This window comes from Pantoea sp. XAF26B01_ASV70, from assembly GCF_054512635.1.
The window spans coordinates 4,024,163-4,050,080 of the sequence record NZ_CM137251.1; the positions used below are offsets into that span (position 1 = coordinate 4,024,163).

At 56.0% G+C, this 25,918-nt stretch carries 21 protein-coding genes, 4 tRNA genes and 1 other RNA gene; 6 read left to right on the forward strand and 20 right to left on the reverse strand.

From position 1 onward, the window contains the following. Nucleotides 1-295: 295 nt before the first annotated feature. The 4 genes from hemC to hemY are packed head-to-tail and all read left to right on the forward strand — an operon-like array spanning nucleotide 296 to nucleotide 4,320. Nucleotides 296-1,237 (forward strand): hydroxymethylbilane synthase, encoded by a 942-nt coding sequence (hemC, locus tag ACX8ZY_RS18995; RefSeq protein WP_031292611.1) that lies wholly within the window; start codon nucleotides 296-298, stop codon nucleotides 1,235-1,237. Further along, the gene (gene hemD, locus ACX8ZY_RS19000; RefSeq protein WP_033767572.1) at nucleotides 1,234-1,962 is read left to right on the forward strand and encodes a uroporphyrinogen-III synthase; all 729 of its coding nucleotides are present in this window, start codon (nucleotides 1,234-1,236) and stop codon (nucleotides 1,960-1,962) included. Before hemC ends, hemD begins: the two co-directional genes overlap by 4 nt. A 25-nt stretch (nucleotides 1,963-1,987) precedes the next feature. Next, complete coding sequence (gene hemX, locus ACX8ZY_RS19005) at nucleotides 1,988-3,121, forward strand: uroporphyrinogen-III C-methyltransferase (protein ID WP_010257336.1); 1,134 nt, start codon at nucleotides 1,988-1,990, stop codon at nucleotides 3,119-3,121. Between the two features lie 2 nt (nucleotides 3,122-3,123). Then, on the forward strand, nucleotides 3,124-4,320 hold the full coding sequence (hemY, locus tag ACX8ZY_RS19010) for a protoheme IX biogenesis protein HemY (RefSeq protein ID WP_010257339.1): 1,197 nt from the start codon (nucleotides 3,124-3,126) through the stop codon (nucleotides 4,318-4,320). Nucleotides 4,321-5,179: 859 nt separating this feature from the next. Here hemY and ACX8ZY_RS19015 read toward each other — a convergent pair. From ACX8ZY_RS19015 to trxA, 19 genes are all read right to left on the reverse strand, one after another. Beyond that, nucleotides 5,180-5,309: non-coding RNA, RtT sRNA (locus tag ACX8ZY_RS19015), on the reverse strand. A gap of 31 nt (nucleotides 5,310-5,340) precedes the next feature. Beyond that, nucleotides 5,341-5,417 (reverse strand) — tRNA-Pro (locus tag ACX8ZY_RS19020). Nucleotides 5,418-5,437: 20 nt separating this feature from the next. Further along, nucleotides 5,438-5,524: transfer RNA gene (locus tag ACX8ZY_RS19025), tRNA-Leu, on the reverse strand. 16 nt (nucleotides 5,525-5,540) lie between these two features. After that, nucleotides 5,541-5,616, reverse strand: a tRNA-His gene (locus ACX8ZY_RS19030). Nucleotides 5,617-5,714: 98 nt separating this feature from the next. Then, nucleotides 5,715-5,791, reverse strand: a tRNA-Arg gene (locus tag ACX8ZY_RS19035). Between the two features lie 158 nt (nucleotides 5,792-5,949). After that, on the reverse strand, nucleotides 5,950-6,690 hold the full coding sequence (gene wecG, locus ACX8ZY_RS19040) for a lipopolysaccharide N-acetylmannosaminouronosyltransferase (protein WP_010671671.1): 741 nt from the start codon (nucleotides 6,688-6,690) through the stop codon (nucleotides 5,950-5,952). A gap of 25 nt (nucleotides 6,691-6,715) precedes the next feature. Next, complete coding sequence (wzyE, locus tag ACX8ZY_RS19045) at nucleotides 6,716-8,059, reverse strand: ECA oligosaccharide polymerase (RefSeq protein WP_033767575.1); 1,344 nt, start codon at nucleotides 8,057-8,059, stop codon at nucleotides 6,716-6,718. Then, nucleotides 8,056-9,123 carry a TDP-N-acetylfucosamine:lipid II N-acetylfucosaminyltransferase gene (gene wecF / locus ACX8ZY_RS19050; protein WP_158132091.1) on the reverse strand — a complete coding sequence of 356 codons (1,068 nt, stop codon included), beginning with the start codon at nucleotides 9,121-9,123 and terminating at the stop codon, nucleotides 8,056-8,058. The genes wzyE and wecF overlap by 4 nt, the downstream gene beginning before the upstream one ends. Further along, complete coding sequence (wzxE, locus tag ACX8ZY_RS19055) at nucleotides 9,120-10,370, reverse strand: lipid III flippase WzxE (protein WP_033780852.1); 1,251 nt, start codon at nucleotides 10,368-10,370, stop codon at nucleotides 9,120-9,122. Before wzxE ends, wecF begins: the two co-directional genes overlap by 4 nt. Beyond that, the gene (gene rffA / locus ACX8ZY_RS19060) at nucleotides 10,370-11,500 is read right to left on the reverse strand and encodes a dTDP-4-amino-4,6-dideoxygalactose transaminase (RefSeq protein ID WP_010671668.1); all 1,131 of its coding nucleotides are present in this window, start codon (nucleotides 11,498-11,500) and stop codon (nucleotides 10,370-10,372) included. The genes wzxE and rffA overlap by 1 nt, the downstream gene beginning before the upstream one ends. Next, a complete protein-coding gene (gene rffC, locus ACX8ZY_RS19065) occupies nucleotides 11,487-12,194 on the reverse strand; it encodes a dTDP-4-amino-4,6-dideoxy-D-galactose acyltransferase (protein WP_010257353.1) in 708 nt (235 codons plus the stop codon). Before rffC ends, rffA begins: the two co-directional genes overlap by 14 nt. Then, on the reverse strand, nucleotides 12,172-13,053 hold the full coding sequence (gene rfbA / locus ACX8ZY_RS19070) for a glucose-1-phosphate thymidylyltransferase RfbA (RefSeq protein ID WP_010257356.1): 882 nt from the start codon (nucleotides 13,051-13,053) through the stop codon (nucleotides 12,172-12,174). Before rfbA ends, rffC begins: the two co-directional genes overlap by 23 nt. 19 nt (nucleotides 13,054-13,072) lie before the next feature. Next, the gene (gene rffG / locus ACX8ZY_RS19075; RefSeq protein ID WP_033767584.1) at nucleotides 13,073-14,143 is read right to left on the reverse strand and encodes a dTDP-glucose 4,6-dehydratase; all 1,071 of its coding nucleotides are present in this window, start codon (nucleotides 14,141-14,143) and stop codon (nucleotides 13,073-13,075) included. Next, the gene (gene wecC / locus ACX8ZY_RS19080; RefSeq protein ID WP_010257361.1) at nucleotides 14,140-15,399 is read right to left on the reverse strand and encodes a UDP-N-acetyl-D-mannosamine dehydrogenase; all 1,260 of its coding nucleotides are present in this window, start codon (nucleotides 15,397-15,399) and stop codon (nucleotides 14,140-14,142) included. Before wecC ends, rffG begins: the two co-directional genes overlap by 4 nt. Beyond that, nucleotides 15,396-16,526 carry a non-hydrolyzing UDP-N-acetylglucosamine 2-epimerase gene (gene wecB / locus ACX8ZY_RS19085; RefSeq protein ID WP_033759719.1) on the reverse strand — a complete coding sequence of 377 codons (1,131 nt, stop codon included), beginning with the start codon at nucleotides 16,524-16,526 and terminating at the stop codon, nucleotides 15,396-15,398. The genes wecC and wecB overlap by 4 nt, the downstream gene beginning before the upstream one ends. A 10-nt stretch (nucleotides 16,527-16,536) precedes the next feature. After that, complete coding sequence (gene wzzE, locus ACX8ZY_RS19090; RefSeq protein WP_010257365.1) at nucleotides 16,537-17,586, reverse strand: ECA polysaccharide chain length modulation protein; 1,050 nt, start codon at nucleotides 17,584-17,586, stop codon at nucleotides 16,537-16,539. 27 nt (nucleotides 17,587-17,613) lie between these two features. Beyond that, nucleotides 17,614-18,699: a UDP-N-acetylglucosamine--undecaprenyl-phosphate N-acetylglucosaminephosphotransferase gene (gene wecA, locus ACX8ZY_RS19095; RefSeq protein WP_022624853.1), complete on the reverse strand. Its 1,086-nt coding sequence runs from the start codon at nucleotides 18,697-18,699 to the stop codon at nucleotides 17,614-17,616. Between the two features lie 280 nt (nucleotides 18,700-18,979). Next, nucleotides 18,980-20,239 (reverse strand): transcription termination factor Rho, encoded by a 1,260-nt coding sequence (gene rho, locus ACX8ZY_RS19100; RefSeq protein ID WP_010257369.1) that lies wholly within the window; start codon nucleotides 20,237-20,239, stop codon nucleotides 18,980-18,982. A gap of 352 nt (nucleotides 20,240-20,591) precedes the next feature. Further along, nucleotides 20,592-20,924 carry a thioredoxin TrxA gene (gene trxA / locus ACX8ZY_RS19105; RefSeq protein WP_003851963.1) on the reverse strand — a complete coding sequence of 111 codons (333 nt, stop codon included), beginning with the start codon at nucleotides 20,922-20,924 and terminating at the stop codon, nucleotides 20,592-20,594. Nucleotides 20,925-21,041: 117 nt separating this feature from the next. Here trxA and rhlB point away from each other — a divergent pair, with 117 nt between their 5' ends. After that, nucleotides 21,042-22,334, forward strand: coding sequence for an ATP-dependent RNA helicase RhlB (gene rhlB, locus ACX8ZY_RS19110; protein WP_022624852.1), 1,293 nt, complete (start codon nucleotides 21,042-21,044; stop codon nucleotides 22,332-22,334). 7 nt (nucleotides 22,335-22,341) lie between these two features. Beyond that, a complete protein-coding gene (gppA, locus tag ACX8ZY_RS19115; RefSeq protein WP_010671664.1) occupies nucleotides 22,342-23,826 on the forward strand; it encodes a guanosine-5'-triphosphate,3'-diphosphate diphosphatase in 1,485 nt (494 codons plus the stop codon). Between the two features lie 43 nt (nucleotides 23,827-23,869). Here the strand turns inward: gppA and rep are convergent, their stop codons facing one another. Continuing rightward, complete coding sequence (gene rep / locus ACX8ZY_RS19120; protein WP_010257384.1) at nucleotides 23,870-25,891, reverse strand: DNA helicase Rep; 2,022 nt, start codon at nucleotides 25,889-25,891, stop codon at nucleotides 23,870-23,872. Between the last annotated feature and the right edge of the window lie 27 nt (nucleotides 25,892-25,918).

Consider the following 25,918-nt stretch of genomic DNA (forward strand, 5'->3'; position numbering starts at 1 on the left):
CAGTGTTTAAGCACCCTGTTTCCACACTCTGCCGCTTATAAAGTAAAAAAGTGGGCAGATAATTGCTGGAAACGTGATCAATCTAACACCCTGCAGATTGACCGTAAAGAAAGTTGCGCTACCTGACAGTTTAGCACGTTCTTACCAGCTTCCCGCCTTTTCAGCTCTGGTTCCCACGTTATGGCTTAATAAACCGGCCTGAAACCGCACGCAGGCCGTTTTCAATCCGTTGAAACTGACAGTCTTCACCCAGAGATGATAGGATATTCAGTGAACGATAAAAATGGTTAACAGCATGTTAGACAAAATTTTCAGAATTGCTACAAGACAAAGCCCGCTCGCATTATGGCAGGCACATTATGTACAGCAACGACTCATGAGTGCCCATCCGGGACTGCGCGTTGAGCTGGTGCCTATGGTCACGAAAGGTGACATCATCCTTGATACGCCGCTGGCAAAAGTGGGTGGCAAAGGGCTGTTTGTCAAAGAGCTTGAGCTGGCGATGCAGGATGGCCGTGCCGATATGGCGGTGCACTCGATGAAGGATGTGCCGGTCAATTTCCCGGAAGGTCTGGGCCTGGTAACCATCTGCGAGCGCGACGATCCGCGCGATGCGTTCGTTTCTCATCATTATGACTCCATCGACGCGCTGCCACAGGGTGCCATTGTCGGCACATCCAGCCTGCGCCGTCAGTGCCAGATTAGTGCGCGCCGTCCGGACCTGGTGATCCGCTCGCTGCGAGGCAATGTCGGCACCCGCCTCGGCAAGCTTGATGCCGGAGAGTATGACGCGATTATTCTTGCTGTCGCCGGGCTGAAACGCCTGGGACTGGAAGATCGCATTCGTCAGGCGATGCCTGCCGAAGTTTCCCTGCCCGCCGTGGGTCAGGGTGCGGTCGGCATTGAATGCCGTCTGGACGACACCACCTTAATTGGCCTGTTGCAGGCGCTGAATCACGATGATACCGAAGTCTGTGTCCGAGCGGAGCGCGCCATGAATACCCGTTTAGAGGGTGGCTGCCAGGTGCCAATCGGCAGTTTCGCGGTGCTGGAAGGCGATGACCTCTGGCTGCGCGGCATGGTCGGCGCACCGGATGGCCGGGTCATGGTCAGCGGCGAACGCCGGGGTCCCCGCGCTCAGGCTGAACAGATGGGCATTTCACTGGCCGATGAACTGCTCAATGGCGGCGCGCGTGAAATCCTGCAGGAAGTTTACCAGGGGCAGCCGCCGGCATGACCATTCTGGTGACGCGCCCGGAACCCGCAGCGGCAGAGCTGGTGTCACGCCTGCATGCCCTTGGCAAACAGGCGTGGAGCCTGCCGCTGATCGAATTTGCGCCGGGCGCTGATCTCACCTCTCTGCCACAAAAGCTCGCCGCACTTCGCCCTGGCGACCTGGTTTTTATCCTTTCTCAGCAGGTTATACATTACGCACAACACACCGTCACAGCATGGCCCGCTGAGCTGGACTATTATGCAATTGGTCGCAGCACCGCCCTGGCGTTTCATACCGCCAGCGGACAGCAGGTGACCTGGCCTCATGCGCATGAAACCAGTGAAGAATTGATCCGGCTGAATACCCTTCAGCAGGTTGCGGGTAAACGTGCGCTGATCCTGCGTGGCGATCCCGGACGCGAGTTGCTGGCTCAGACGCTAACCCGGCGAGGTGCTGAGGTGTCGTTTGCAGCCTGTTATCAGCGCTGCCAGAAGTATTATGATGGACCCGTTGAAGGACGCCGCTGGCGCGATCGCGGTGTCTCCGTGCTGGTGGTGACCAGCGGTGAAATGTTACAACAGCTTTTTTCGCTGTTCCCCGCAGTTGATCGCGAGGAATGGCTGCTCAACTGCCGACTGGTTGTCGTCAGTGAACGTTTGGCTACCCTGGCCGCAGGATTGGGTTGGCAGGATATTCAGGTAGCCGATGGTGCCGATAACGATGCGCTGCTGCGCGCGTTACGCTGAACTTTAACAATGGGATGTGCCACATATGACGGAACAAAAAGACTCCTCCGCCATGGTTGAAGAAACCACCCCAGCGGTCGACCGCTCTCCTTCCAGCAACAGCACACCACCGCGTAATGCGAAAAATGGTGGCATGGTGCTGGGTGCAGTTGCGATTGTCATTGCGCTGGCGATTGGTGCGGGTTTATACCTTAACGGGAAACATCAGGCTGATTTACAGGCACAAACCAATCAGAAGCTGAGCGAACAATTAAGCGCGTTGCAACAGCAGGCCAGCAGCGACAAACAGCAGCTGACTCAGCAACTGAGCGGCGCCGAAACCGCGTTGCAGACAGCCCAGACACAGCAGAACGCGTCAGCAAAAGAGCTGGAAACCCTGCGTGAAAAAGTGGCCGTGATTTCTGGCAACGACGTGCGCAGCTGGTTGCTGGCACAGGCGGACTATCTGGTGAAACTGGCTGGCCGCAAACTCTGGAGCGACCAGGATGTCACCACCGCCGCTGCTCTGCTGAAAAGCGCCGATGCCAGCCTGGCCGACATGAACGATCCCAGCGTCATGAATGTGCGTCGTGCGCTGACCCAGGATATCAGTAACCTCTCTTCGGTTACGCAGGTCGATTATGACGGCGTGATCCTCAAACTGAACCAGCTGTCGAACAACGTTGATAATCTGCGTCTGGCCGATAATGACAGCGATGATGCGCCGATGGACAGCGATGGCGGTGAACTGTCAGGTTCCGTGCGCGAATGGCGTCAGAATCTGGTGAAAAGCTGGCATAACTTTATGGATGATTTTATTACCATCCGCCGCCGCGATAACACCGCCCAGCCGCTGCTGGCACCTAATCAGGATGTTTACCTGCGTGAGAATATCCGCTCGCGTCTGCTGATTGCTGCTCAGGCGGTACCGCGTCATCAGGATGAGATTTATAAACAATCTATCGACACCGTGTCCGCGTGGGTTCGCGCCTGGTACGACACCAATGATGCCGCTACCAAAGCCTTCCTTGCCCAGCTGGATGAGCTGAGCCAGCAGAACATCAATATGGACCTGCCGGATAACCTGGAAAGTCAGCCGTTGCTGGAACAGCTGATGCAGACCCGCGTCCGGAACCTGTTAGCGCAACCTTCTGCCGCTGCTAATCAGCAGGGAGGCTAAGCATGCTTAAGGTATTTATCCTCTTTATCCTGCTGATTGCTGGCGTGGTGCTGGGACCGATGATTGCCGGTCATCAGGGTTACGTGCTGATTCAGACCGATAACTGGAACATCGAAACCAGCGTCACCGGCCTGGTCATTATCCTCATCCTCAGCCTGCTGGTGATTCTGGCCGTGGAATGGCTGCTGCGCCGCGTGCTGCACACCGGCGCGCGTACCCGTGGCTGGTTTACCGGACGTAAACGCCGTCGCGCCCAGCGTCATACTCAGTCGGCGCTGATGAAGCTGGCAGAAGGCGACCACCGTCAGGTGGAAAAACTGCTTTCTAAAGATGCCGATCACGCTGATGTGCCGGTGGCGAACTACCTGCTGGCAGCAGAAGCTGCGCAACAGCGTGGTGACGAAATCCGTGCCAATCAGCATCTTGAACGTGCTGCAGAGCTGTCGGAGAGCAACACCATTCCGGTAGAAATTGCCCGCGCACGTATTCAGCTGGCACGTAACGAAGATCATGCTGCGCGTCATAGCATTGACCGTCTGCTGGAAGTGGCACCGCGTCATCCTGAAGTGCTGCGCCTGGCCGAACAGGCGTATGTCCGTACTGGTGCCTGGAGTGCATTGCTGGATATTCTGCCCGCCATGCAGAAGGCGCAGGTCGGCGATGAGCTGCATCGTGATGCATTACAGCAGCAGGCCTGGCTGGGTCTGATGAATCAGGCGATGGCCGACCAGGGCAGCGATGGGCTGAAGCGCTGGTGGAACGATCTGAGCCGCAAAACCCGTCAGGAAACGACGCTGCAGGTGGCCATGGCGGATCATCTGATTGAATGCAACGATCACGACACCGCGCAATCGATCGTGCTGGAGGGCCTCAAGCGTCATTATGACGATCGTCTGGTACTGCTGATGCCTCGCATCAAAAGCGGTAATCCGGAAGCGCTGGAGAAAGTATTGCGCCAGCAAATCAAACAACACGGCGCAACACCGCTGCTGCACAGTACGCTGGGGCAGTTGCTGATGCGTCATGGTGAATGGCAGCAGGCTGCTGAGGCACTGCAGCAGGCGCTGGCACAGCGTCCTGACGCGTTTGATTATGCATGGCTGGCGGATGTTTATGATCGTCTGCGTCGCCCGGAAGAAGCGGCGAAGATGCGTCGTGAAGGGTTGTTGCTCACACTGAAGAACAATCCCAACGCCTGATCCTCTTTTCATACCTGATAAAGCCGGGCTTGCCCGGCTTTTTTGTGCCCGCAATCTGCCAGCACGCTTTCGCAGGCAAAAAAAAACACCTGCCAGTGGCAGGTGTAAGATCAGGTCGGTAAGACAACCGGGAGGTACCTGACTCAACGTGGTGTCTGTTAACCCTGTAAGGCTTTCGCGATACAGGCAGGCAGACAACAGGTACCTAAAATTGGCTCTGCATCATTCCCAGGTTTATGTAGCATCAGCAGACATAAGAGGTGGAATGAGCATCTACAGCAGAAGTATTGCACAAGCCATGCCAGGTTTATGATTATTTTTAAAATCACAATAAATCAGCATGTTAAAGAATTAGCTCAAAGCTTCATTCAACAGGCCTGTCGGGAAATGTCGGTATCCAGCGACAGCTGGCATTTTCTCTGTCTCTGAATGGAGACAGCAAGGCAAATCTCTCTGTGAAATCAACAATAACAATGACTTATTTGTCGGCAATTCACGACGCTGTTGCTCCTGCTTATATTGCGAACGGAATCAAAGCCTAGTAACTCTGGTTGCAACGGATAAGCTCACACGCTGCCCGCTCTCACCGCTGTGCGGGCTAGGGTTTACAGCAATGAAGATGCTTAACGCGCAGGGAATACGGTCAGAGGAGGAAAGCGTCCCGCGCCAGGGACGGCGCGGGCCGAGCGGCCATGGATGGCATTAGCGCCTTTCCGATCTGACCGTATTCCCTTCGCAGGCTCGAACTCACCGCTACGTTGTTCCACAGCATGCGCCCCGGCTCAAACCTCCTTCGGAGGTCCTCATCCTCTTTTCTGCAGACGAAAAAAAACCTGTCTTTTCAGACAGGTTTCTAAAATGGTCGGCGAGAGAGGATTACTCTGCTCTGCGAGCAGCGCCCTGCGGGCCGTTGCTGAAGCAACGTTGTCTCGCTACGCTCGGCTCAAACCTCCTTCCGAGGTCCTCATCCTCTTTTCTGCAGACGAAAAAAAACCTGTCTTTTCAGACAGGTTTCTAAAATGGTCGGCGAGAGAGGATTCGAACCTCCGACCCACTGGTCCCAAACCAGTTGCGCTACCAAGCTGCGCTACTCGCCGATTTTTTTAACTGTTTTGCCTGGTGCGAAGAGAGGGACTTGAACCCTCACGTCCGTTAAGACACTAACACCTGAAGCTAGCGCGTCTACCAATTCCGCCACCTTCGCGTTTCCCAGCAAAATCTGGGGTGGCTAATGGGACTCGAACCCACGACAACTGGAATCACAATCCAGGGCTCTACCAACTGAGCTATAGCCACCACAATACTTAATGTCACAAGTTAAAAACCTGCAGCATTTAAATCTCTACTGCCAACCGCGGTAAATCAACCACCGAAGCTCATGCGCACAAACGATATGGCGCGCCCGACAGGATTCGAACCTGAGACCTCTGCCTCCGGAGGGCAGCGCTCTATCCAGCTGAGCTACGGGCGCGTAGCGCCGTTGCGGATGTGCATACTAGAGATAAGCGCCCATCGTGTCTAGTGCTTTTTAAATAAAAAGACGCGTTTGATTACGCTTTGTGCATTTTGTCGACAAATAGTGCATTTCCACTCTCACAACGCGTAAAAATGCGGCATTTATCAGCAATATCAGAGATCGCCACGCCAGTGATAGCGCAAATATTTAAGCAGTTTTAATTGCCGGCGCAGGCGGCCAGGCTGCCGAATCAGACGATAGAGCCACTCCAGACCCAGCCGCTGCCAGATCTCAGGCGCTCGCTTCACATGGCCGGTGAAAACATCGTACGTTCCACCCACGCCCATATAGAGCGCATCAGGCCAGTGCGCACGGCACGCCAGCATCAATAGCTCCTGACGGGGCGACCCCAGCGCTACAGTCACCAGCTTCGCGCCGCTGGCCGCAATCCGGGCAAACAGCGCATCCTGATCGGCTGGCGCAAAATAGCCGTCCTGCGCCCCGACAATATTCACATTCCACTGACGACGTAGCTTATCGCAGGTTTCATCCAGCACCTGCTGACGACCGCCGATAAGAAATACAGGCGTCCCTTCCCGCCCGGCGCGTTCCATCAGCGCTTCCCATAAATCAGCACCCGCAATGCGCTGCACCGACGCGTGTGGATACTTTTTACGAATCGAGCGCACAATGCTGATGCCATCGGCGTATGCATATTCCGCCTGCGCTAACAGCGTACGTAATCCCTCATCCCGCTCAGCGGTCAGGATCTTCTCCGCATTAATCGCCACTAAAATACCGCTGCGTACGCTGTGCGGCGGCATCAGAAAATTCACCGCCGACGGCATGTTTTCGAAGCCATACAACTCAACGCCGCGAATCCGGTACTGCGGCGTCTCAGTTAACTTTGTCATATCTTCCGTCAATCCCAGAGGCTACTCAGAGCGGGCTGTGCAACACCCGCCTGCTGCGGTCGCGAATCAAACCTGCGCGATCCAGTAACCAGAAAAGTAATTTAGCCATGCCCAGACAGGCAGCAAAAATGATGCAGAAAAACACCACGCGTGAACCGAACGCATCAAGGCCTTCGCGTGCCAGCACGATCATGTTAAAGACCGCGCCAAAACAGAAGCTTTGCAGGATGGCGCCGGTGTAACGGTTGGTCTCAAGACAGCCACGCTGATAGATTGCATCAAAGGCTTTTATAATCATCCCTACCGCGACCGCACCGATCGGAATCGCCCAGACGCCGCCCATCACCACCAGCGACCCTATCAGCGTGGGTGAAATCGCCAGGCCAGAATGGTTGTTCAGCACTTCCCAGGTGAAGTAGTTAGCACTGTTTAACACTGCCAGCGGCCGATCCGGCCAGAGCCAGGTCGGAATGAAAACGTAGAAATCACGCCACAGCGGTGCCAGCCCCTGAAACTCAATTCTGGCGTAGTTATCCAGCAGCAAGGCGAGATTCTCCCACGGCGAGAAGGTATCACGCGTCAGATACAGAAAGGTATAGAACGCTTCATCGCCCATAACGTCGAGGTTATAGCGGCGCAGTGCCAGCCAGAACATTCCTGCAATCGCCAGCACGCCCGCCGTTGCCAGCATCCACAAAGTGATCCAGCCACGGGTAATCCCGATAAACAGGAACAGGGCAAACGCAATAATGATATTGGCGCGGGTACCGCCCACCAGCGCGTAGGTCAGTAAACCAAAGGCAACGGTCACCACCAGGAACAGCAGCCAGTTGCGGCGCGTCGGGCTCAAAAAGTAGGGGATCAGCATCGCCGGAATAAAGAAATAGAAGAAGCGCTTAAGCGCTACACCCGATACTTCACTGGAGAAAATCTGGTTATAGGCGGTCAGGCGGAACAGCAGAAAACCGTTATGAATGAAGAACACCGTCACCGTACCCAGCGCCACCAGCGCCAGGATCACGCAGGTCAGATGGGTTTCGACGCGATTCATCTGCAGCCAGGGCTTCGCCGGAGACGCGCTGGCGGGTTTCAGCCGCACTTTATAGCTGACGTAATAAATGGCGTAAAACGCCGTGGCCGACAGCAGCGCCTCCAGCAGGTTCTCAACCGGCACCACTTCGACATTAAAGCGAAACACCAGCACGGAGGTCAGCGGGAAGCCGAAGTAAAAGGTCAGTAAGAACAGCAGCGTGAAGAACAGATGAAAGTTAAAACGGACGCGCTTAAACTCCCGCCAGGTCAGGGTCAGAATAAAAACCAGCGACAGCAAATAGACCACCAGCAGGCCGCCAAACTGCATAAGACTCATGACAACTCCCCTTCGCTGAGCTGTAACGCGGCCCGCCAGCCCGCCAGATAACCCGGCGCAAAAAAGGCGATAGCCTGTTTATCACAGCTCATCAGCTGACGACGTGCCTCGGCGATCACCGCAGGCGACAGCGTATCTTCGCTGAACAATACCGGAAGCTGCTGCTCTGCCACATCACGCCAGAATGGATTTTTGCGGGTCAGGACAAACGGCACGTTGGCCTGAATCAGCAGGCAGAGTGTTCCCACCCCTTGCTGACGTTCAAACATAAAATAGCCGACATGGCAGCGCGCCAGCAGGGCTAAATAATCATCAAACGCCAGGTTTTCACGCATCAGATTCACCTGCCCGTTCGGGAACAGCGCATCGGCAGTGGCCTGAATCTGGCTGATATAAGCCTCATTACCTGGCGGATAGCCCAAAGGGACCTCGATACGCACCTGCTCGCCAAACTGCGCGTGAATCGCTTTTAAGCCTTCGATATGCCGGTTACTCGGATCGCCCGAGTTGCCCAGCAACAGCGTAAAAGGCTCCGACGGGACAGATTCAACGGCTGCAGCGGGCATTCTGGTGGGAAAATAGAGCAGTGAACCGGGTACGCGCCGATGGCGCTGCTGATAGTGATGCAGATCGCCACGGGTCGCAAAAACCTGCGCAACCCGCCCCTGCGCTATCCGGCGGACCAGATAGAACAGACGGAACTTCAGGCTGCGCGAATCTTCATAAAGATCGGCACCCCAGACGTGCCAGAAGAGCTGTGAACGACGCAGCTTACCGCTGAGTAACGCCAGCCAGATCCACGGGTTAAACTGTCCGTGGCAGAAAAAACGCTGCTGACGATTTCTGGCCCGCTGCACTACCGCCTGCGCCAGCGCTTTCTTACTGGTAAAGCACTCGATCTGCAACGCACTGAACGGCGCCAGGCTCTCAGGCTGCTGCGTCACCACCATAAAATGGCGTGGCGCAGCCGCAGGCTGCTCAACGCTGAGTACGTCGTTGAAAAAGCGCAGCACCGTAAGATTGTGGTGGGGAATGTCCGATCCCAAAACGTGAATTAAAGTCATTTTTTCCGGCAGTAAACAATAAAAGCGCCACAACACAGGGCAAAGTAAGCCATATAGGTAAACATATAGGCCTGCGCCGCACCCGCCGCGCCATGTAACGGGATCAACCAGCGTGAAAACAGCGTCAGCAACAGGAACTGGCTGATTTCAGTCAGAACATAAAAGCGCAGCGAGGCTTTGGCGATAACCAGATATCCGAAAACATAGGCGCCGACCTTAAAAACATCGCCGCACAGCTGCCAGACAAAGAGATCGCGCATCCCGCGAAACGCTTCAGAGAACAGCAGGCTGATGGCGAAATCGCGCAGTACCCAGACACCCAGGCTGGCAACCGCTACGGCGGGCAGGACAAAGCGCAGTGCACGGCCAATCTCGCGCGCGATGTCGCGTTTGTTATCCAGCCGCGCCAGCGTCGGCAGCAGCCAGACGCTAAACGTCGCGGTAATAAATTGCAGATAGGCATCGGAAATGCTGGTGACGCCCTGCCACAATCCGACCTGTGCCCAGCCCTGCTGCTCCGCCAGCAGATTACGCATCAGCACCCAGGCGACCGGCAGGGTCACGGCGGTGATCAGCGCCATCAGGGTATATTTTGCCAGATTACGGGCCAGCTCAGGATGCCATTGCGGTCGCAGCCAGCTAAGCGGCAGCGGCGCACGGCGTTTCAGCATCAGGAGTGCAGGCAGCAGCAGCAAAGCCGGCACCAGCGCCAGCCCGGTCAGCGCACCCTGATAGCCGCCCAGCCACCAGCAGAGCAGATAGCCCGCCACGCCAATCAGGCTGCCGAGAATCAGCGCCAGCGCATTACCGCGCGCGTCGCGATAGCCCTTCAGCAGCGCCAGGGTAAAGTTGGCCCAGGCGATGCCGAGCTGAAGAAAGGCCACCACGCGGATGACGCCCTGATAGCGGTCGTGACCAAACAGCGCGATGCTGATGGGTGCCGCCGCCAGCAGAAACAGCAGCGCCAGCACACCGGAAAAGCCCAGTACCATGGTTGATGCCGTGCCCACCATCGCCCGCAACTGTTCGGGCTGCTGCTGATACTGCGCCACATAGGTGGTGACGCCATTAAAGATGCCTGCGCCCGCCAGCACGCCCAGCACGGTGATCAACTGACGGAAGTTCCCCGCCTGGCCGACACCCTCGGGTCCGAAGCTGACCGCCAGCAGTTTGACGACCAGCAGGCCGGCCACAATTTTTACCAGCGTGGACGATGCGGTCCACACTGAGGCTCTGGCTAATGACATCAGGAAAAGAAGCTCAGCAGTGAGCTGATAACCGTGCTCTGATTGTTATCCGACAGGTTATAAAACAGCGGCAGACGCAGCAGGCGTTCACTTTCCCGCGTGGTAAAGCGATCGTCGCCGACAAACTGCGAGAACCGCTCACCGGCGGGCGAACTGTGCAGCGGAATATAGTGAAACACCGTGAGTATCTCGGCTTCTTTCATCCAGTTTATCAGCGCCTGACGATCGTCCTGATCGCGCAGTTTGATGTAGAACATGTGCGCATTGTGTTCACAGCTGGCGGGGATCACCGGCAGGCTGATGCGTCCCTGAGCCGCCAGCGGCTGCAGCGCATCGTAATAACGCTGCCAGATGCGTAACCGCTGCTGGTTAATACGTTCAGCGGCTTCCAGCTGCGCCCAGAGATAGGCTGCCTGCAGATCGGCCATCAGATAGCTCGATCCCATATCGCGCCAGGTGTATTTATCGACCTGACCCCGGAAGAACTGGCTGCGGTTGGTGCCTTTTTCCCGCACGATCTCGGCGCGCTCGACCAGACTGGCGTCGTTAATGAGCGTCGCGCCACCTTCGCCGCCGGCGGTGTAGTTCTTGGTTTCGTGGAAACTGAAGCAGCCAATATGACCGATGGTGCCGAGCGCACGACCTTTGTAGCGTGACATCACGCCCTGCGCCGCATCTTCAATCACAAACAGCTTATGCTTTGCCGCCAGCGCCATAATGGTGTCCATTTCACAGGCCACGCCTGCGTAATGCACCGGCACAATGGCGCGGGTTTTTTCAGTGATGGCCGCTTCGATCAGCGTTTCATCAATGTTCATGGTGTCCGGGCGCACATCGACAAACACAATGCGGGCGCCGCGCAGCACAAAGGCGTTGGCGGTAGAGACAAAGGTGTAGCTCGGCATAATCACTTCATCGCCGGGCTGCAGATCGATTAACAGCGCCGCCATCTCCAGCGAAGCGGTACAGGAGGGGGTCAGCAGCACTTTTTTGCTGCCAAACCGCTGCTCCATCCACTGCTGACAGCGACGGGTAAATCCACCATCGCCGCACAGCTTGCCGCTGTTCATCGCCGACTGCATATACTCAATTTCTGTGCCCACAATCGGGGGCGCATTAAATGGAATCATGACCTTTCCTGTAAAACCAGTACGCGGTGCTGTCGAGCCGGGCACCGCTGCGTAAATAGAGGCGCATTGCCGTGAGATTGCTGAGCTGGGTAGCAACCCGAAGCTGAGCCAGCTGTCGTACCCGCGCCCAGTCTGCCGCCGCCAGCATCAGTCGCTGACCCAGCCCCTGGCCCTGCGCGTCGGGCAGTACGCCCAGCAGGCCAATGCGGGCATCGCCATCCACCGCGCGCAGCGAAACAAATCCCTGCAGCTGACCCGCGGCATCGCTTGCCACCAGACACTGATCGTCAAACGCCCCGCGTACCGCATTTTCAATCCACTGCGCATAGAAGCGTCCGCTGGCGTCCGGCGCATACCAGGGCGCGCGAAAACGACTCTGGCTGAAGAGCTGTGAGGCAGCATCGCGCAGTAGCGGGATCTGGGCTTCGCGCGCAATGCGAATTCCCGCCTGCCGTTCAGTCTGTTTCAGCGCCAGCGTCAGATCTGCTTCGCCTTCTGCCAGCCGGAACTGATGCTGCTGCAGCGTATCAATCAGTGCCGTCTCGCTGGCAGCGACTTTTATCTGCATCAGCGCACAGGGATGACGCAGCGCCTGTTCCAGCGGAATGTCACCTTGCGGCTCCAGCCGCACGGTATCAACACCGAAGAATGCGCTCTCCCAGCTAAGGGGATTAATATTGACGTGGACGGGCATGTAATAAATCCAGCAGGTATTGGCCGTAGCCGGTTTTTGTCAGCGCTTCACCCGCGGCCCGCAGCTGGTCATCACTCAGCCAGCTGTTGCGCCAGGCAATCTCTTCCAGGCAGGCAATTTTAAAGCCCTGACGTTTTTCCACCGTCTGCACAAACATGCTGGCTTCCACCAGGCTGTCGTGCGTGCCGGTATCCAGCCAGGCAAAACCTCGTCCCAGCAGTTCGACCGTCAGCTCACCACGCTCCAGATACATCTGGTTAATGGCCGTGATTTCCAGCTCGCCCCGCGCTGAGGGTTTCACCTGTTTCGCGAATTCAATAACCTGATTGTCATAAAAATAGAGCCCGGTTACTGCCCAGCGCGATTTCGGCTGCTGTGGTTTCTCTTCAATCGAGATCGCCTTGAAGTTATCGTCAAACTCCACCACGCCGAAACGTTCCGGGTCCATGACCTGATAGCCGAACACCGTTGCGCCACGATTCTGTTCAACAACTTTGCGGAGCTTGGGGCTGAAGCCCTGGCCAAAATAGAGGTTATCACCCAGAACCAGGCAGCAATTATCCTCGCCGATAAAGGATTCGCCGATGATAAAGGCCTGCGCCAGCCCATCGGGACTTGGCTGCACCGCATAGCTGAGGCGTATCCCAAATTCACTGCCATCGCCCAGCAGCCGTTCAAACTGCGCCCGATCTTCCGGCGTGGTAATTAACAGGATGTCGCGAATACCCGCCAGCATCAGCACGGAGAGCGGATAGTAGATCATCGGTTTGTCGTAAACCGGCAGAAGTTGCTTTGATACTGCACGGGTTATCGGGTGTAACCGCGTGCCCGACCCTCCCGCTAAAATGATGCCTTTCATCGCTGCTCCTTACGCGGGTTTATTGCGATAAGCCAAGGCGTTCGCCCTGATAGCGGCCATCCAGAATAGCCTGCCACCAGGTGGGATTGGCCAGATACCATGCCACGGTTTTACGCATGCCGCTTTCAAAGGTTTCCTGCGGTACCCAGCCAAGTTCATGCGCGATTTTACTGGCATCAATGGCATAGCGCTGATCGTGACCGGGGCGGTCAGTGACATAGGTAATCAGGTCGCGGTAATGCGCCAGCCCGGCAGGTTTCTGCTCTGCGGCCAGCTCTTCAAGCAGGCTGCAGATAGTTTCAACCACCTCAATATTGCGTCGCTCGTTATGGCCGCCAATATTATAAGTTTCGCCTGGCTTGCCATGGCTGACCACCTGATAGAGTGCGCGGGCGTGATCTTCGACGTAGAGCCAGTCACGAATCTGCTGTCCGTTGCCGTAAACCGGCAAGGCTTTCCCGGCCAGCGCATTGATGATGGTCAGCGGGATCAGCTTCTCCGGGAAATGGCAGGGGCCGTAGTTATTTGAACAGTTGGTGACCAGCGTGGGCAGACCGTAAGTGCGCAGCCAGGCTCGCACTAAATGGTCGCTGCTGGCCTTGCTGGCGGCGTAAGGACTGCTTGGCGCATAGGGTGTGGTTTCGGTGAAGTAAGCCTGGCTGTCGTGCAGATCGCCAAAGACTTCATCTGTCGAGATATGGTGGAACAGAAAGGCGGTTTTGCGCGCGTCATCCAGGTTTTGCCAGTAAAAACGCGCGGCTTCCAGCAACTGATAAGTCCCGACAATATTGGTCTCGATAAAGGCTACCGGCCCGTCAATCGAGCGATCCACATGGCTTTCAGCCGCAAGATGCATCACACAGTCTGGCTGATGACGGGCAAACACCTGATCAAGTGCCGGGCGATCGCAGATATCGACCTGCTCAAAATGAAAGCGGGGCGAGTCGGCAACGCTGGCGAGTGACGCCAGATTTCCGGCGTAGCTGAGTTTATCGACCACCACCACCTGATGTTCGGTTTCTGCGATCAGAAAGCGCACCAGTGCAGAACCGATAAACCCGGCACCGCCCGTGATCAGAAAACGCCTCATCGCCACACACCTTTGGTGTCGACAATCCAGTTCTGCTGAACGCTGGCGCCATCAATGGCGCGGAAGGCGCGGTGATCGACCAGCATCACCAGAATATCGGCCTGTTCCAGCGCCTGCCCGGCAGAGACCAGCACGGCTTTGTCGGCCAGTGCGTCAGCAAGCTGCTCAATATGGGGTTCAACCACCCAGGTGGTGCCGCTGTGCCACTCTGCAATTTTCTGTGCCACGCCCACCGCCGGGCTTTCGCGCAGGTCGTCAATATTGGGTTTAAAGGCCAGGCCAAAGCAGGCGATGGTGATATCGCTGGCGCGCTTGCCGGTCTGTGTCAGGCAGTCCGCCAGCGCGGTTTTCACCTGGTCCAGCACCCACTGCGGCTTGGCGTCATTGACCTCGCGCGCGGTGCGGATCAGCCGGGCTAATTCAGGATTCTGCGCCACGATGAACCAGGGATCGACGGCGATACAGTGACCGCCGACGCCTGGGCCCGGCTGCAGAATGTTGACGCGCGGATGGCGATTGGCCAGCGCAATCAGCTCCCAGACGTTAATCCCCTGATCGGCACAAATCAGCGACAGCTCATTGGCAAAGGCGATATTCACGTCACGGAAGCTGTTTTCTGTCAGCTTACACATCTCGGCGGTTCGGGCGTTGGTTTCAACGCATTCGCCTTTTAAAAACAGCCGATAAAGCTCGCTGGCGCGGGCGGAACAGGCTGGCGTCATGCCGCCAATCACCCGGTCGTTGTTAATCAGCTCAACCATCACCTGACCAGGCAGCACGCGCTCCGGACAGTAGGCCACAAAAATATCGGGCGTATCACCGTGCTGAGGAAAGCGCAGGTCGGGACGCGCCGCCGCCAGCCAGTCGGCCATCTGTTCGGTGCTGCCCACCGGTGAGGTCGACTCCAGAATCACCAGGTCGCCCTTTTTCAGTACCGGCGCAATCGACTCCGCCGCGGCTTTCACAAAGCGCAGATCGGGCTGATGCTCATCTTTAAAAGGGGTCGGTACGGCGATAAGAAAAGCGTCGGCGGCTTCCGGCTGCGTGGTGGCGCGCAGATCGCCACGCGTAACAGCCGCATGCACCACCTGATCTAAATCGGGTTCCACGATATGGATCGCGCCACGATTGATGGTTTCAACGGCGCGCGCATTGATATCCACGCCCACCACTTTTTTTCCCTTTGAGGCAAAAACGGCTGCCGTCGGCAGCCCAATGTATCCCAGTCCAATCACGGAGATGGTTTCAAAACTCATAATTCGGCTCGGTTATCTTTTAAGGCTTGTAAAATACGACCACAGGCTTTGCCATCGCCATACGGATTATGGGCGTGGCTCATCGCCTGCCAGGCAGCGTCGTCAGTCAGCAAGGTACTGACCTCCGCCACGATTCGGGCGATATCGGTCCCCACCAGTTTGACGGTGCCGGCGTCGACCGCTTCAGGCCGCTCGGTGGTGTCACGCATCACCAGCACCGGTTTACCCAGCGAAGGCGCTTCCTCCTGAATGCCACCGGAGTCAGTGAGGATGAGCCAGGCGCGGTTCATCAGCCAGACAAAAGGCAGATACTCCTGTGGTTCAATCAGAATGATATTCTCAATGCCGCTGAGAATCCGGTTTACCGGCTCGCTGACATTGGGATTAAGGTGCACCGGATAGACAATCTGCGCCTCGGGATGCTGGCGGGCAATCTGCGCCAGCGCGCTGCAGATACGTTCAAAGCCGCCACCAAAGCTTTCGCGACGATGTCCGGTGACCAGCACCAGTTTCTTATCCGGGTCGAGAAACGGATAGCGCGCCGCCAGTTGTGCATTCAGATTGCTGTCATCCAGCACCCTGTCGCGAACCCACAGCAGCGCATCAATGACCGTATTGCCGGTCACGATAATGCGCGCATCGGGCAGATTTTCCTGCAACAGATTCTGACGCGATCGGGAGGTGGGGGTGAAATGCAGATGGGCAAGATGCCCGGTAAGTTTACGGTTACCCTCTTCCGGCCATGGCGAGGCGAGATCGCCGGTACGCAGACCGGCCTCCACATGGCCGACCGGAATCTGATGATAAAATGCCGCCAGGCTCGCCGCCAGTGTGGTGGTGGTGTCACCATGCACCAGCACGATGTCCGGTTTGAAGTCGAGCAGAACGGTTTTCATGCCCTCTAAAATGCGGCAGGTGATCTCGGTCAGTCCCTGCTCGGGACGCATAATATTGAGATCGTAGTCCGGCTGCAGCTTGAACAGGCGCAGCACCTGATCGAGCATTTCGCGATGCTGTGCGGTGACGCACAGTCGCGATTCGAAAGCGGGATCCTGCGCCAGCGCCTGCACCAGCGGTGCCATTTTGATCGCTTCGGGACGAGTACCAAATACCGTCAGAACTTTCACACTGTTTCTCTCACTCATGCGTGTCTGACATCAGACGCGGACGACGTGCCAGCGCCACTCCCGCGCCTGTTAATGCCCCAATGGCACCCCACATAATCATCATGAACAGACGTCGCGGACTGTCACGTGATACCGGCTCTTCCGGCGTACGCAGATAACGGTAGGTCTGGAACTGGCTGTTCAGTTTTGGTCCGGTCTGCAGCGTGGTCAGCATTGCTCTGTTCTGATCATAGCTGATATCAAACTCCGGACCGGTAGCGCGCAGCGTATCCAGCTGTCCCTGTAAAACGGGCTGGCCCAGCAGGAACAGGTCGCTGTCTGCCAGATTTTCACCCGCTTCACGCGTCTGTTTCTCATTGATGCCCTGCTGGCTGGCGATCTTCAGCGCCTGCTCCAGCCGATGCTGCTGGCGCTGAAACACCGCATTAGCCACATCTTCCTGACGTTTCACCTGCGCCTGCAACTGGTCGGTACGCGCCCGCCAGGCACCTTTTAGCTCATCATTCAGATGACGCGCGGCGCGCTCACTGGCATAGGCGATGTACTGACGCAGCAGATTATTGGCGTCGCCAGCGGTTTCCGCTTTCAGTTTGACGTTATCGGGCAGGTTATGTGCCGCGTCAGCGGGCGTGAACAGGATATTGCCGATCATATCGTCGAGCAGCGCGGCATCATTATGCGCATTGCCGGTTTTACGACTCTTGTAATAATCCGTTTGCTGCCAGAACTCACGACGTGTATCCCAGGAGGCGAGTTGCATGGTGAACTCCTGATAAACCTGATCCATCACCGTAGGTGAAGGTGCGGCCAGGGTTAAGGCGTTGTTGCGCACATCCAGATTGGTCAGGAATTGCTGCTGCGCATAGTAAGAACCCAGCATGTTCACCGTCGGACGATCGGTGATCGCCGTGGTGCTCCAGACCTGTTTCAGCAGCAGCGTGGCCAGCCAGGCGACCAGAGCAAACAGCAGCGCCAGCCCGATAATCCAGCGCTTGCCACGCCATAAACGGCAGCAAAAGCTGCGAATATCCAGTTCGTTGTCCACAACGTCAGAAGGCATGGCAGAGGTATCCTTTATCAGCTCTTTTCAGGGTAATTTGTTTTTTGCTTCGCGATGATGGCTCAGACGGCGCTTAATGCGGCGGACACGTCGCGCCACGCGCCACGCATGTTTGAGGCAGTAGCCGTAAACCATAAACGCGCCCAGGAATAGCAGCAGCATCACCCACTCCGGGATAAATGCCAGATATTCGCCCAGCACACCGATACCGGCGAGAATAGCCGCCGCAACGGTAATCAGTACAAAGGCCTGACGGGAGGTAAAGCCGGCACGCATGATCAGATGGTGGATGTGCTGACGGTCAGCCGAGAACGGACTCATGCCTTTACGCAGGCGACGATACATAATCGCCACCATATCCATCAGAGGAATGGCAATAAGCCACAGTGCGGTAACGGGCGTGATGGGATGGCTCAGACCCTGCGTCGTTTCCAGCAGAATCCAGATAATGGTGAACCCGATCATGGTGCTGCCGGCATCGCCCATAAAGACTTTGAAGCGACGGCCAAGGAAGCCGAGGTTAAGCAGAATATAGGGCAGCGTGGCGGCAATCATCGCAAAACACCACATCGCGAGGCTGGTCTGGCCGTCGAAGTAGAGGATGATCCCCATGGCGGCAAAAGTGACCGAGGAGAGTCCGCCCAGCAGACCGTCGATCCCATCCACCATATTAAAGGCGTTTATCGCGGCCCAGACGGCAAACAGCGTCAGCACATAGCCGAAGGGCCCCACGATAAGCTCGAACGGGCCGACGATAAAGCCCAGGCTAAGCAGATAGAGTTTTGCGCCAAACATCATCACCAGTGCGACAATCGCCTGCACCACCGCGCGGATCTTGACGCTGATATCGAAACGGTCATCCAGTGCGCCAACCAGCACCAGAACACCGGCGCAGCCCAGATAGAGCAGCGCGTGAGGCAGATAGTAGTTGGTAATGGCAAACGTGAAGCAGATACCTGCGAACACAGAAATGCCGCCCACCAACGGAATCGCGCCATGATGGCGTTTACGTGAGTTAGGCTTATCAACTAAACCAATTTTTTTAGCTGCTTTTCGAGCAAAAAAGAGGAAAGCCAGGGAAAAGAGAAAAATTAAACCAAGCTCAGTACTCATAGTGAGTAAATTCACGTTAAACGCTCTCAGCTAACATCCCGCACAACAATACGCGAAAAAACGCGCCTATCGCTGTGTCGGATTCCGAATTCTGCATAAAGAGACAGACGAACGGTCAAAAGTTCGCCATCGCTACCACAGTCATTATAAATGCTCCTGCCAGTGTTCAATCCTATAGCTCACAAATGAAAAACGCCACGTTGAGACGTGGCGTGAGGTCGATTTTCTGCGCATCTGGACTAAAAAAGCCGAATCTGTGGTTCGGCCAGGCAGTATCGGATTAAGAACGCTTCATCATATCGAAGAATTCATCATTAGTTTTGGTCATCGCCAGCTTGTTGATGAGGAATTCCATTGCGTCGATTTCGCCCATCGGGTGAATAATCTTACGCAGGATCCACATCTTCTGCAGCTCTTCCTGAGAGGTGAGCAGCTCTTCTTTACGCGTACCAGAGCGGTTGTAATCAATCGCCGGGAAGACGCGTTTTTCAGCGATTTTACGGGCGAGATGCAGTTCCATGTTACCGGTACCTTTAAACTCTTCGTAAATCACTTCATCCATCTTCGAACCGGTATCAACCAGCGCGGTCGCGATGATGGTCAGGCTACCGCCCTCTTCCACGTTACGTGCAGCACCAAAGAAACGCTTTGGACGATGCAGGGCGTTGGCATCCACACCACCGGTCAGGACTTTACCTGAAGCAGGAACCACGGTGTTGTAAGCACGTGCCAGACGTGTAATGGAGTCGAGCAGGATGATGACATCTTTCTTGTGTTCAACCAGACGCTTGGCCTTCTCGATCACCATTTCAGCAACCTGAACGTGGCGTGAAGCTGGCTCATCGAAGGTTGAGGCGATAACTTCGCCTTTCACCAGACGCTGCATCTCGGTGACTTCTTCCGGGCGCTCATCGATCAGCAGTACCATCAGGGTACAGTCCGGATAGTTGTGCGCCAGGCTCTGCGCGATGTTCTGCAGCAGCATGGTTTTACCGGCTTTCGGTGGTGCAACAATCAGACCACGCTGGCCACGACCAATTGGCGATGCCAGATCCAGTACGCGAGCGGTTAAATCTTCCGTTGAGCCATTACCCCGCTCCATACGCAGACGTTTATTTGCGTGCAGCGGCGTGAGGTTTTCGAACAGAATCTTATTACGCGCATTTTCCGGCTTGTCGTAGTTAACTTCGTTAACTTTCAGCAGCGCAAAATAACGTTCACCCTCTTTCGGTGGACGAATTTTGCCAGAGATGGTGTCACCAGTGCGGAGGTTGAAGCGGCGGATTTGACTAGGGGAAACGTAGATATCATCAGGGCCGGCGAGGTAGGAGCTGTCTCCGGAACGGAGGAATCCAAATCCATCCTGAAGGATCTCCAGCACGCCATCACCGAAGATGTCTTCGCCGCTTTTCGCGTGCTGCTTCAGGATTGAAAAGATAATGTCCTGCTTGCGCATACGAGCCTGGTTTTCCAGTCCCATATTTTCGCCGAGAGTAACCAGCTCAGCAACCGGCGTATTCTTTAATTCGGTAAGATTCATAGTGATGGGTTCTTAAACTCGGGGTAATACTCGGAATGTTTGTCGTGAATGGTATGGCAACTAATCCATGCCGTTAATGGCTCTTTTCGGCTCTTCCTGACGATCATCGTATGGAATGGCGATCGGTATGCAGGGAGATGTCCGAATGTGATGCCAGAGTTGGAGCTAACCGTAAGATTGCTGAACCGTTCTATCTTTATAAGGTACAGGGCGACAGGGTTCAACAAGGGAAAACTTTTAGATGCTAACTACAAGGTAAGTTCGTAATGCAGTGCTGGTAAATTAGCACGCCTGAAAGCGAACGTCCAGCAGCAGGAGATAAATTCACCACTGCCGGACATTCAGCCCTGAATTACGCCAGATTGGCGTTCAGGAACTCTTTCAGCTGGCCTTTAGACAGCGCGCCCACTTTGGTCGCGGCGACTTCGCCATTTTTAAACAGCAGCAGCGTCGGGATACCACGAATGCCATACTTCGGTGCCGTGCCTGGGTTATCATCAATATTCAGCTTAGCGATGGTCAGCTTGCCATCATACTCTTCTGCAACTTCATCAAGGATTGGCGCGATCATTTTGCAAGGACCGCACCATTCAGCCCAGAAATCTACCAGTGTAACGCCGTCGGCTTTCAGCACGTCGGTGTCGAAACTGTCATCAGTCAGATGAACGATTTTATCGCTGCTCATGTTTTACTCCACAAGATTATGCCTGGCGAATTGGCGTAAAATATACCAATGTTGGTTGACTTTATTTCATCGGATACGCTTTCGTAAAGCGATAGTAAGCTGATATTCTACCACACTATGAGCAAAACACACTTAACTGAACAGAAGTTTTCCGACTTCGCCCTGCACCCAAAAGTGGTGGAAGCCCTTGATACTAAAGGCTTTCAATACTGCACGCCGATTCAGGCGTTAGCTCTGCCTTTTACGCTTTCAGGGCGTGATGTTGCAGGCCAGGCGCAAACCGGTACCGGCAAAACGATGGCGTTTCTGACGTCAACGTTTCATCATCTTCTCTCTCATCCTGCGGCGGAAGGTCGTCAGGTTAACCAGCCACGGGCATTAATTCTTGCGCCGACGCGTGAACTTGCTGTGCAGATTCATGCAGATGCAGAACCCCTTACCGCCTCAACCGGCCTGAAACTGGGTCTCGCCTATGGCGGAGACGGTTATGACAAACAGCTTAAAGTGCTGGAGCAGGGCGTTGATATTCTGGTGGCTACCACCGGTCGCCTGATCGACTACGCGAAACAGAATCACGTCAACCTCGGTGCTATTCAGGTCATGGTGCTGGACGAAGCCGATCGCATGTTTGATCTCGGCTTTATTAAAGATATTCGCTGGCTGTTCCGTCGCATGCCGCCGGCGACTCAGCGTCTGAGCATGCTGTTCTCGGCGACCCTCTCCTACCGCGTCCGTGAACTGGCGTTTGAGCACATGAACAGTGCTGAATATGTGGAAGTGGAACCGGAACAGAAAACCGGCCATCGCATTCAGGAAGAGCTTTTCTATCCGTCTAACGAAGAGAAAATGCGCCTGTTGCAGACCCTGCTGGAAGAAGAGTGGCCCGATCGCGCCATTATTTTCGCCAACACCAAGCACCGCTGTGAAGATATCTGGGGCCACCTGGCTGCCGATGGACATCGTGTCGGCCTGCTGACCGGCGACGTTGCTCAGAAGAAGCGCCTGCGCATTCTGGATGACTTCACCAAAGGTGATGTGGATATTCTGGTCGCCACTGACGTGGCTGCTCGCGGTCTGCACATACCGGCTGTTACCCACGTCTTTAACTACGATCTGCCAGATGACTGTGAAGATTACGTTCACCGTATTGGCCGTACCGGTCGTGCAGGCGCCAGCGGTCATTCAATCAGCCTGGCCTGTGAAGAGTACGCGCTGAATCTGCCTTCGATTGAAGAGTACATCGGCCACAGCATCCCGGTCAGCAAGTACAGCAGCGAAGCGTTGTTAACGGATTTACCGCCGCCTAAGCGTCTGCAACGCAGCCGTTCCGGCAATGGCCCGCGTCGCGGAGGGAATAACGCCAATCGTCGCGGTGCTCCACGCAACAACAACCGTAAACGTTCAGGTTAAGGCCACCATGCTAAGCGCATCGTCACTTTATGCAGCGATTGATTTAGGGTCTAACAGCTTTCATATGTTGGTGGTGCGCGAGGTCTCTGGCAGTATCCAGACCGTTGCAAAAATTAAGCGCAAGGTTCGCCTTGCTGCCGGTCTGGATAAAAATAACCTGTTGTCAGCCGACGCGATGTCGCGGGGCTGGCAATGCCTCAGACTGTTCTCTGAACAACTGCAGGATATTCCCCCCGATCAAATTCGCGTGGTGGCGACCGCCACGCTGCGTCTGGCTGCCAATGCGCAGACCTTCCTCGACACCGCCCAACAGATCCTTGGCTGTACCATCAACGTCATCAGCGGTGAAGAAGAGGCGCGCCTGATTTATCAGGGCGTGGCCCACACTACTGGCGGTTCCGACCAGCGTTTAGTGGTCGATATCGGCGGCGGCAGCACCGAGCTGGCTACCGGCGATGGTTCGCACGCGTCGGTGTTGTTCAGTCTGTCGATGGGCTGTGTGACGTGGCTGGAGCGCTTCTTCAGCGATCGTCATCTGGCAAAGGAGAACTTTGACCAGGCCGAGCTGGCGGCACGTGAGATGATTCAGCCTATTGCAGCGCAACTGCGTGAGCAGGGCTGGCAGGCCTGCGTTGGTGCCTCTGGCACGGTTCAGGCGCTGCAGGAGATCATGGTGGCGCAGGGCATGGATGAGCGCATCACGCTGAATAAGCTGCAGCAGCTGAAGCAGCGCGCCATTCAGTGCGGCAAACTGGAAGAGCTGGAAATCGAAGGGCTGACGCTGGAGCGGGCGCTGGTGTTCCCCAGCGGCCTGTCGATTCTGATCGCCATCTTCCAGGAGCTCAGTATCGATAGCATGACGCTGGCGGGCGGCGCACTGCGTGAAGGACTGGTCTACGGCATGCTGCATCTGCCCATCGACCGGGATATCCGAACCCGCACGCTGCATAACGTCCAGCGCCGTTTCAGCATTGATGTCGAGCAGGCGGATCGCGTGCGTCAGCTGGCGGAGAGCTTTTTCCGTCAGGTTTCCACGTTGTGGAAGCTGGATCAGCGCTGTCGTGAGTTGCTGCTCAGCGCCTGCGCGATCCACGAAATCGGCCTGAGCGTTGACTTCCGTCATGCGCCGCAGCATGCGGCGTATCTGGTGCGTCACCTCGATCTTCCTGGTTTCACACCGGCGCAGAAGAAGCTGCTGGCCTGTTTACTGCAAAACCAGAGCGGCAGCATCGATCTGGCTTTGCTGACGCAGCAGAACGCCCTGCCGCCGCGGCTGGCAGAACGGATGTGCCGTCTGCTGCGGCTGGCGATTATTTTCTCCACCCGCCGTCGCGATGACACCCTGCCTGCGGTGCGGCTACAGGCAGACGATGATGCCCTGCATCTGACCCTGCCCGCGGGCTGGCTGGAGGCCCATCCGTTGCGCAGTGAGCTGCTGGAGCAGGAAAGCCATTATCAGTCTTACGTCCACTGGTTATTAACCCTGTCGTAATTGCCGTCGCGTGAGGCGAATCTCCTTCGCCTCCTGCACTGGTTTAACTCTTTTTCGCCTTATCCAGCATCGCTCTCAGACCGGCCACCCGGCTCTGACCAGTTTTCATCCGCTCCTCCGCACTGACCACTTTGCGCTCGGTCTCCCATTGCAGATCGTCCTGCGGCAGTTCCAGCAGAAAACGGCTCGGCTCCGGCCGGATTAATTCGCCATATTGCCGGCGTTCGCGACACAGGGTAAAGGTCAGCTCTTTCTGTGCCCGTGTGATCCCCACGTAGGCCAGGCGACGCTCCTCTTCGATATTATTTTCATCGATACTGCTCTGATGCGGTAACAGCCCCTCCTCCATGCCCACCAGGAACACATAGGGGAACTCCAGCCCTTTGGAGGCGTGCAGCGTCATCAGCTGCACCTGATCCAGCTCTTCATCGCTTTCACCGCGCTCCATCATGTCGCGCAGGGTAAAGCGCGTCACCACCTGCGCCAGCGTCATCGGCTCATCGATATCGCTGCCCTCAAGCATTTCGGTCATCCACTGAAACAGCGTGTTGACGTTCTTCATCCGCATCTCTGCGGCTTTCGGGCTGCCGGAGGTTTCGAACAGCCAGCTTTCGTAGTCGATGCCGCGAATCAAATCACGCACCGCGTTCACCGGCTCACGTTCGGTCAGCTGGATAATCTCATTCAGCCAGTGCGTAAACCGCTGCAGATGCTCCAGACCGCGACCACTCAGCGTCTGCCCCAGACCGACATCAAAACTGGCGTTAAACAGGCTCTTGCTGCGCAGGTTGGCCCACTCACCGAGCTTCTGCAGCGTAGCCGGGCCAATCTCACGGCGCGGCGTATTGACGATGCGCAGAAACGCGCTGTCATCCTCAGGATTGGTCAGCACGCGCAGATAGGCGAGCAGATCTTTGATCTCGGGCCGTGAGAAGAACGAAGTACCGCCAGAGATGCGATAAGGGATGCGGTTCTGCATCAGAAACTTTTCAAAGGTCCGGGACTGATGGTTGCCACGATAAAGAATCGCGTAATCTTTGTACTGCGTCCGGTTGATAAAGTGATGCGCGATGAGCTCGCCAGTGACCCGCTCCGCTTCATGCTCTTCGCTGTTGGCAGTAAGCACCTTCAGCTCGCTGCCCTGCCCCAGCTCCGAAAAGAGCCGCTTCTCAAAGACGTGCGGGTTATTGGCAATCAGGATATTTGCCGCTTTCAGTATGCGCTGCGAAGAGCGGTAGTTCTGCTCCAGCTTCACCACCTCCAGCGCCGGGAAATCCTGATTCAGCAGCACCAGATTCTGCGGGCGTGCGCCGCGCCAGGAGTAGATAGACTGATCATCATCGCCCACCACCGTGAAGCGCGCCCGAGCGCCCACCAGCAGCTTAACCAGTTCATACTGGCTGGTGTTGGTATCCTGATACTCATCCACCAGCAGATAGCGGATACGCTGCTGCCAGCGTTCACGCACCTCCTGATTACGCTGCAGCAGCAGCGTCGGCAGCAGAATCAAATCGTCGAAATCGAGCACGTTGCACGACTTAAGATGCTGGCTGTAGAGGGCGTAGCAGTGAGCAAAAATATTATCCTGCTGTGATCGCGCCAGCGCGGCGGCGCCCTGCGGATCGATCAGATCATTTTTCCAGTTCGAGATGGTGGAGATGAGCTGCTGTAGCAGCGTCTTATCCTCTTCCAGCCACTCTTTTGTCAGCTCTTTCAGCAGGGCGAGCTGATCCTGATCGTCGAACAGCGAGAAGTTTGACTTCATGCCCAGCGCCGCGGTTTCGCGTTTGATGATCTCCAGCCCCAGCGTATGGAAGGTGGAGATGAGCAGACCGCGCGCCTCTTTGCGGCCCAGCGTCTGCGCCACACGCTCTTTCATTTCGCGCGAGGCTTTATTGGTAAAGGTCACCGCGGCGATGTGGCGCGCCTGATAGCCGCATTCACGGATCAGATGGGCGATTTTATTGGTAATCACGCGGGTTTTGCCCGATCCCGCGCCCGCCAGCACCAGACAGGGACCGGTAACAAATTCGACGGCACGTTGTTGGCTGGGGTTTAAACGCATAGGAGAAATCGCCTGATTGAATCAAAA

Excerpts from the sequence above, each read along its gene's own strand:
- wzyE (WP_033767575.1), bottom strand. The coding sequence starts at position 8,059 with ATGAGTCTTATGCAGTTTGGCGGCCTGCTGGTGGTCTATTTGCTGTCG.
- wecG (WP_010671671.1), bottom strand. The coding sequence starts at position 6,690 with ATGACAAAGTTAACTGAGACGCCGCAGTACCGGATTCGCGGCGTTGAG.
- wzxE (WP_033780852.1), bottom strand. The coding sequence starts at position 10,370 with ATGTCATTAGCCAGAGCCTCAGTGTGGACCGCATCGTCCACGCTGGTA.
- hemY (WP_010257339.1), top strand. The coding sequence starts at position 3,124 with ATGCTTAAGGTATTTATCCTCTTTATCCTGCTGATTGCTGGCGTGGTG.
- rhlB (WP_022624852.1), top strand. The coding sequence starts at position 21,042 with ATGAGCAAAACACACTTAACTGAACAGAAGTTTTCCGACTTCGCCCTG.
- rfbA (WP_010257356.1), bottom strand. The coding sequence starts at position 13,053 with ATGAAAGGCATCATTTTAGCGGGAGGGTCGGGCACGCGGTTACACCCG.
- wecC (WP_010257361.1), bottom strand. The coding sequence starts at position 15,399 with ATGAGTTTTGAAACCATCTCCGTGATTGGACTGGGATACATTGGGCTG.
- wzzE (WP_010257365.1), bottom strand. The coding sequence starts at position 17,586 with ATGCCTTCTGACGTTGTGGACAACGAACTGGATATTCGCAGCTTTTGC.
- trxA (WP_003851963.1), bottom strand. The coding sequence starts at position 20,924 with ATGAGCAGCGATAAAATCGTTCATCTGACTGATGACAGTTTCGACACC.
- hemC (WP_031292611.1), top strand. The coding sequence starts at position 296 with ATGTTAGACAAAATTTTCAGAATTGCTACAAGACAAAGCCCGCTCGCA.
- rffA (WP_010671668.1), bottom strand. The coding sequence starts at position 11,500 with ATGATTCCATTTAATGCGCCCCCGATTGTGGGCACAGAAATTGAGTAT.
- hemX (WP_010257336.1), top strand. The coding sequence starts at position 1,988 with ATGACGGAACAAAAAGACTCCTCCGCCATGGTTGAAGAAACCACCCCA.
- rho (WP_010257369.1), bottom strand. The coding sequence starts at position 20,239 with ATGAATCTTACCGAATTAAAGAATACGCCGGTTGCTGAGCTGGTTACT.
- rep (WP_010257384.1), bottom strand. The coding sequence starts at position 25,891 with ATGCGTTTAAACCCCAGCCAACAACGTGCCGTCGAATTTGTTACCGGT.
- rffG (WP_033767584.1), bottom strand. The coding sequence starts at position 14,143 with ATGAGGCGTTTTCTGATCACGGGCGGTGCCGGGTTTATCGGTTCTGCA.
- hemD (WP_033767572.1), top strand. The coding sequence starts at position 1,234 with ATGACCATTCTGGTGACGCGCCCGGAACCCGCAGCGGCAGAGCTGGTG.
- gppA (WP_010671664.1), top strand. The coding sequence starts at position 22,342 with ATGCTAAGCGCATCGTCACTTTATGCAGCGATTGATTTAGGGTCTAAC.
- wecA (WP_022624853.1), bottom strand. The coding sequence starts at position 18,699 with ATGAGTACTGAGCTTGGTTTAATTTTTCTCTTTTCCCTGGCTTTCCTC.
- rffC (WP_010257353.1), bottom strand. The coding sequence starts at position 12,194 with ATGCCCGTCCACGTCAATATTAATCCCCTTAGCTGGGAGAGCGCATTC.
- wecF (WP_158132091.1), bottom strand. The coding sequence starts at position 9,123 with ATGACTTTAATTCACGTTTTGGGATCGGACATTCCCCACCACAATCTT.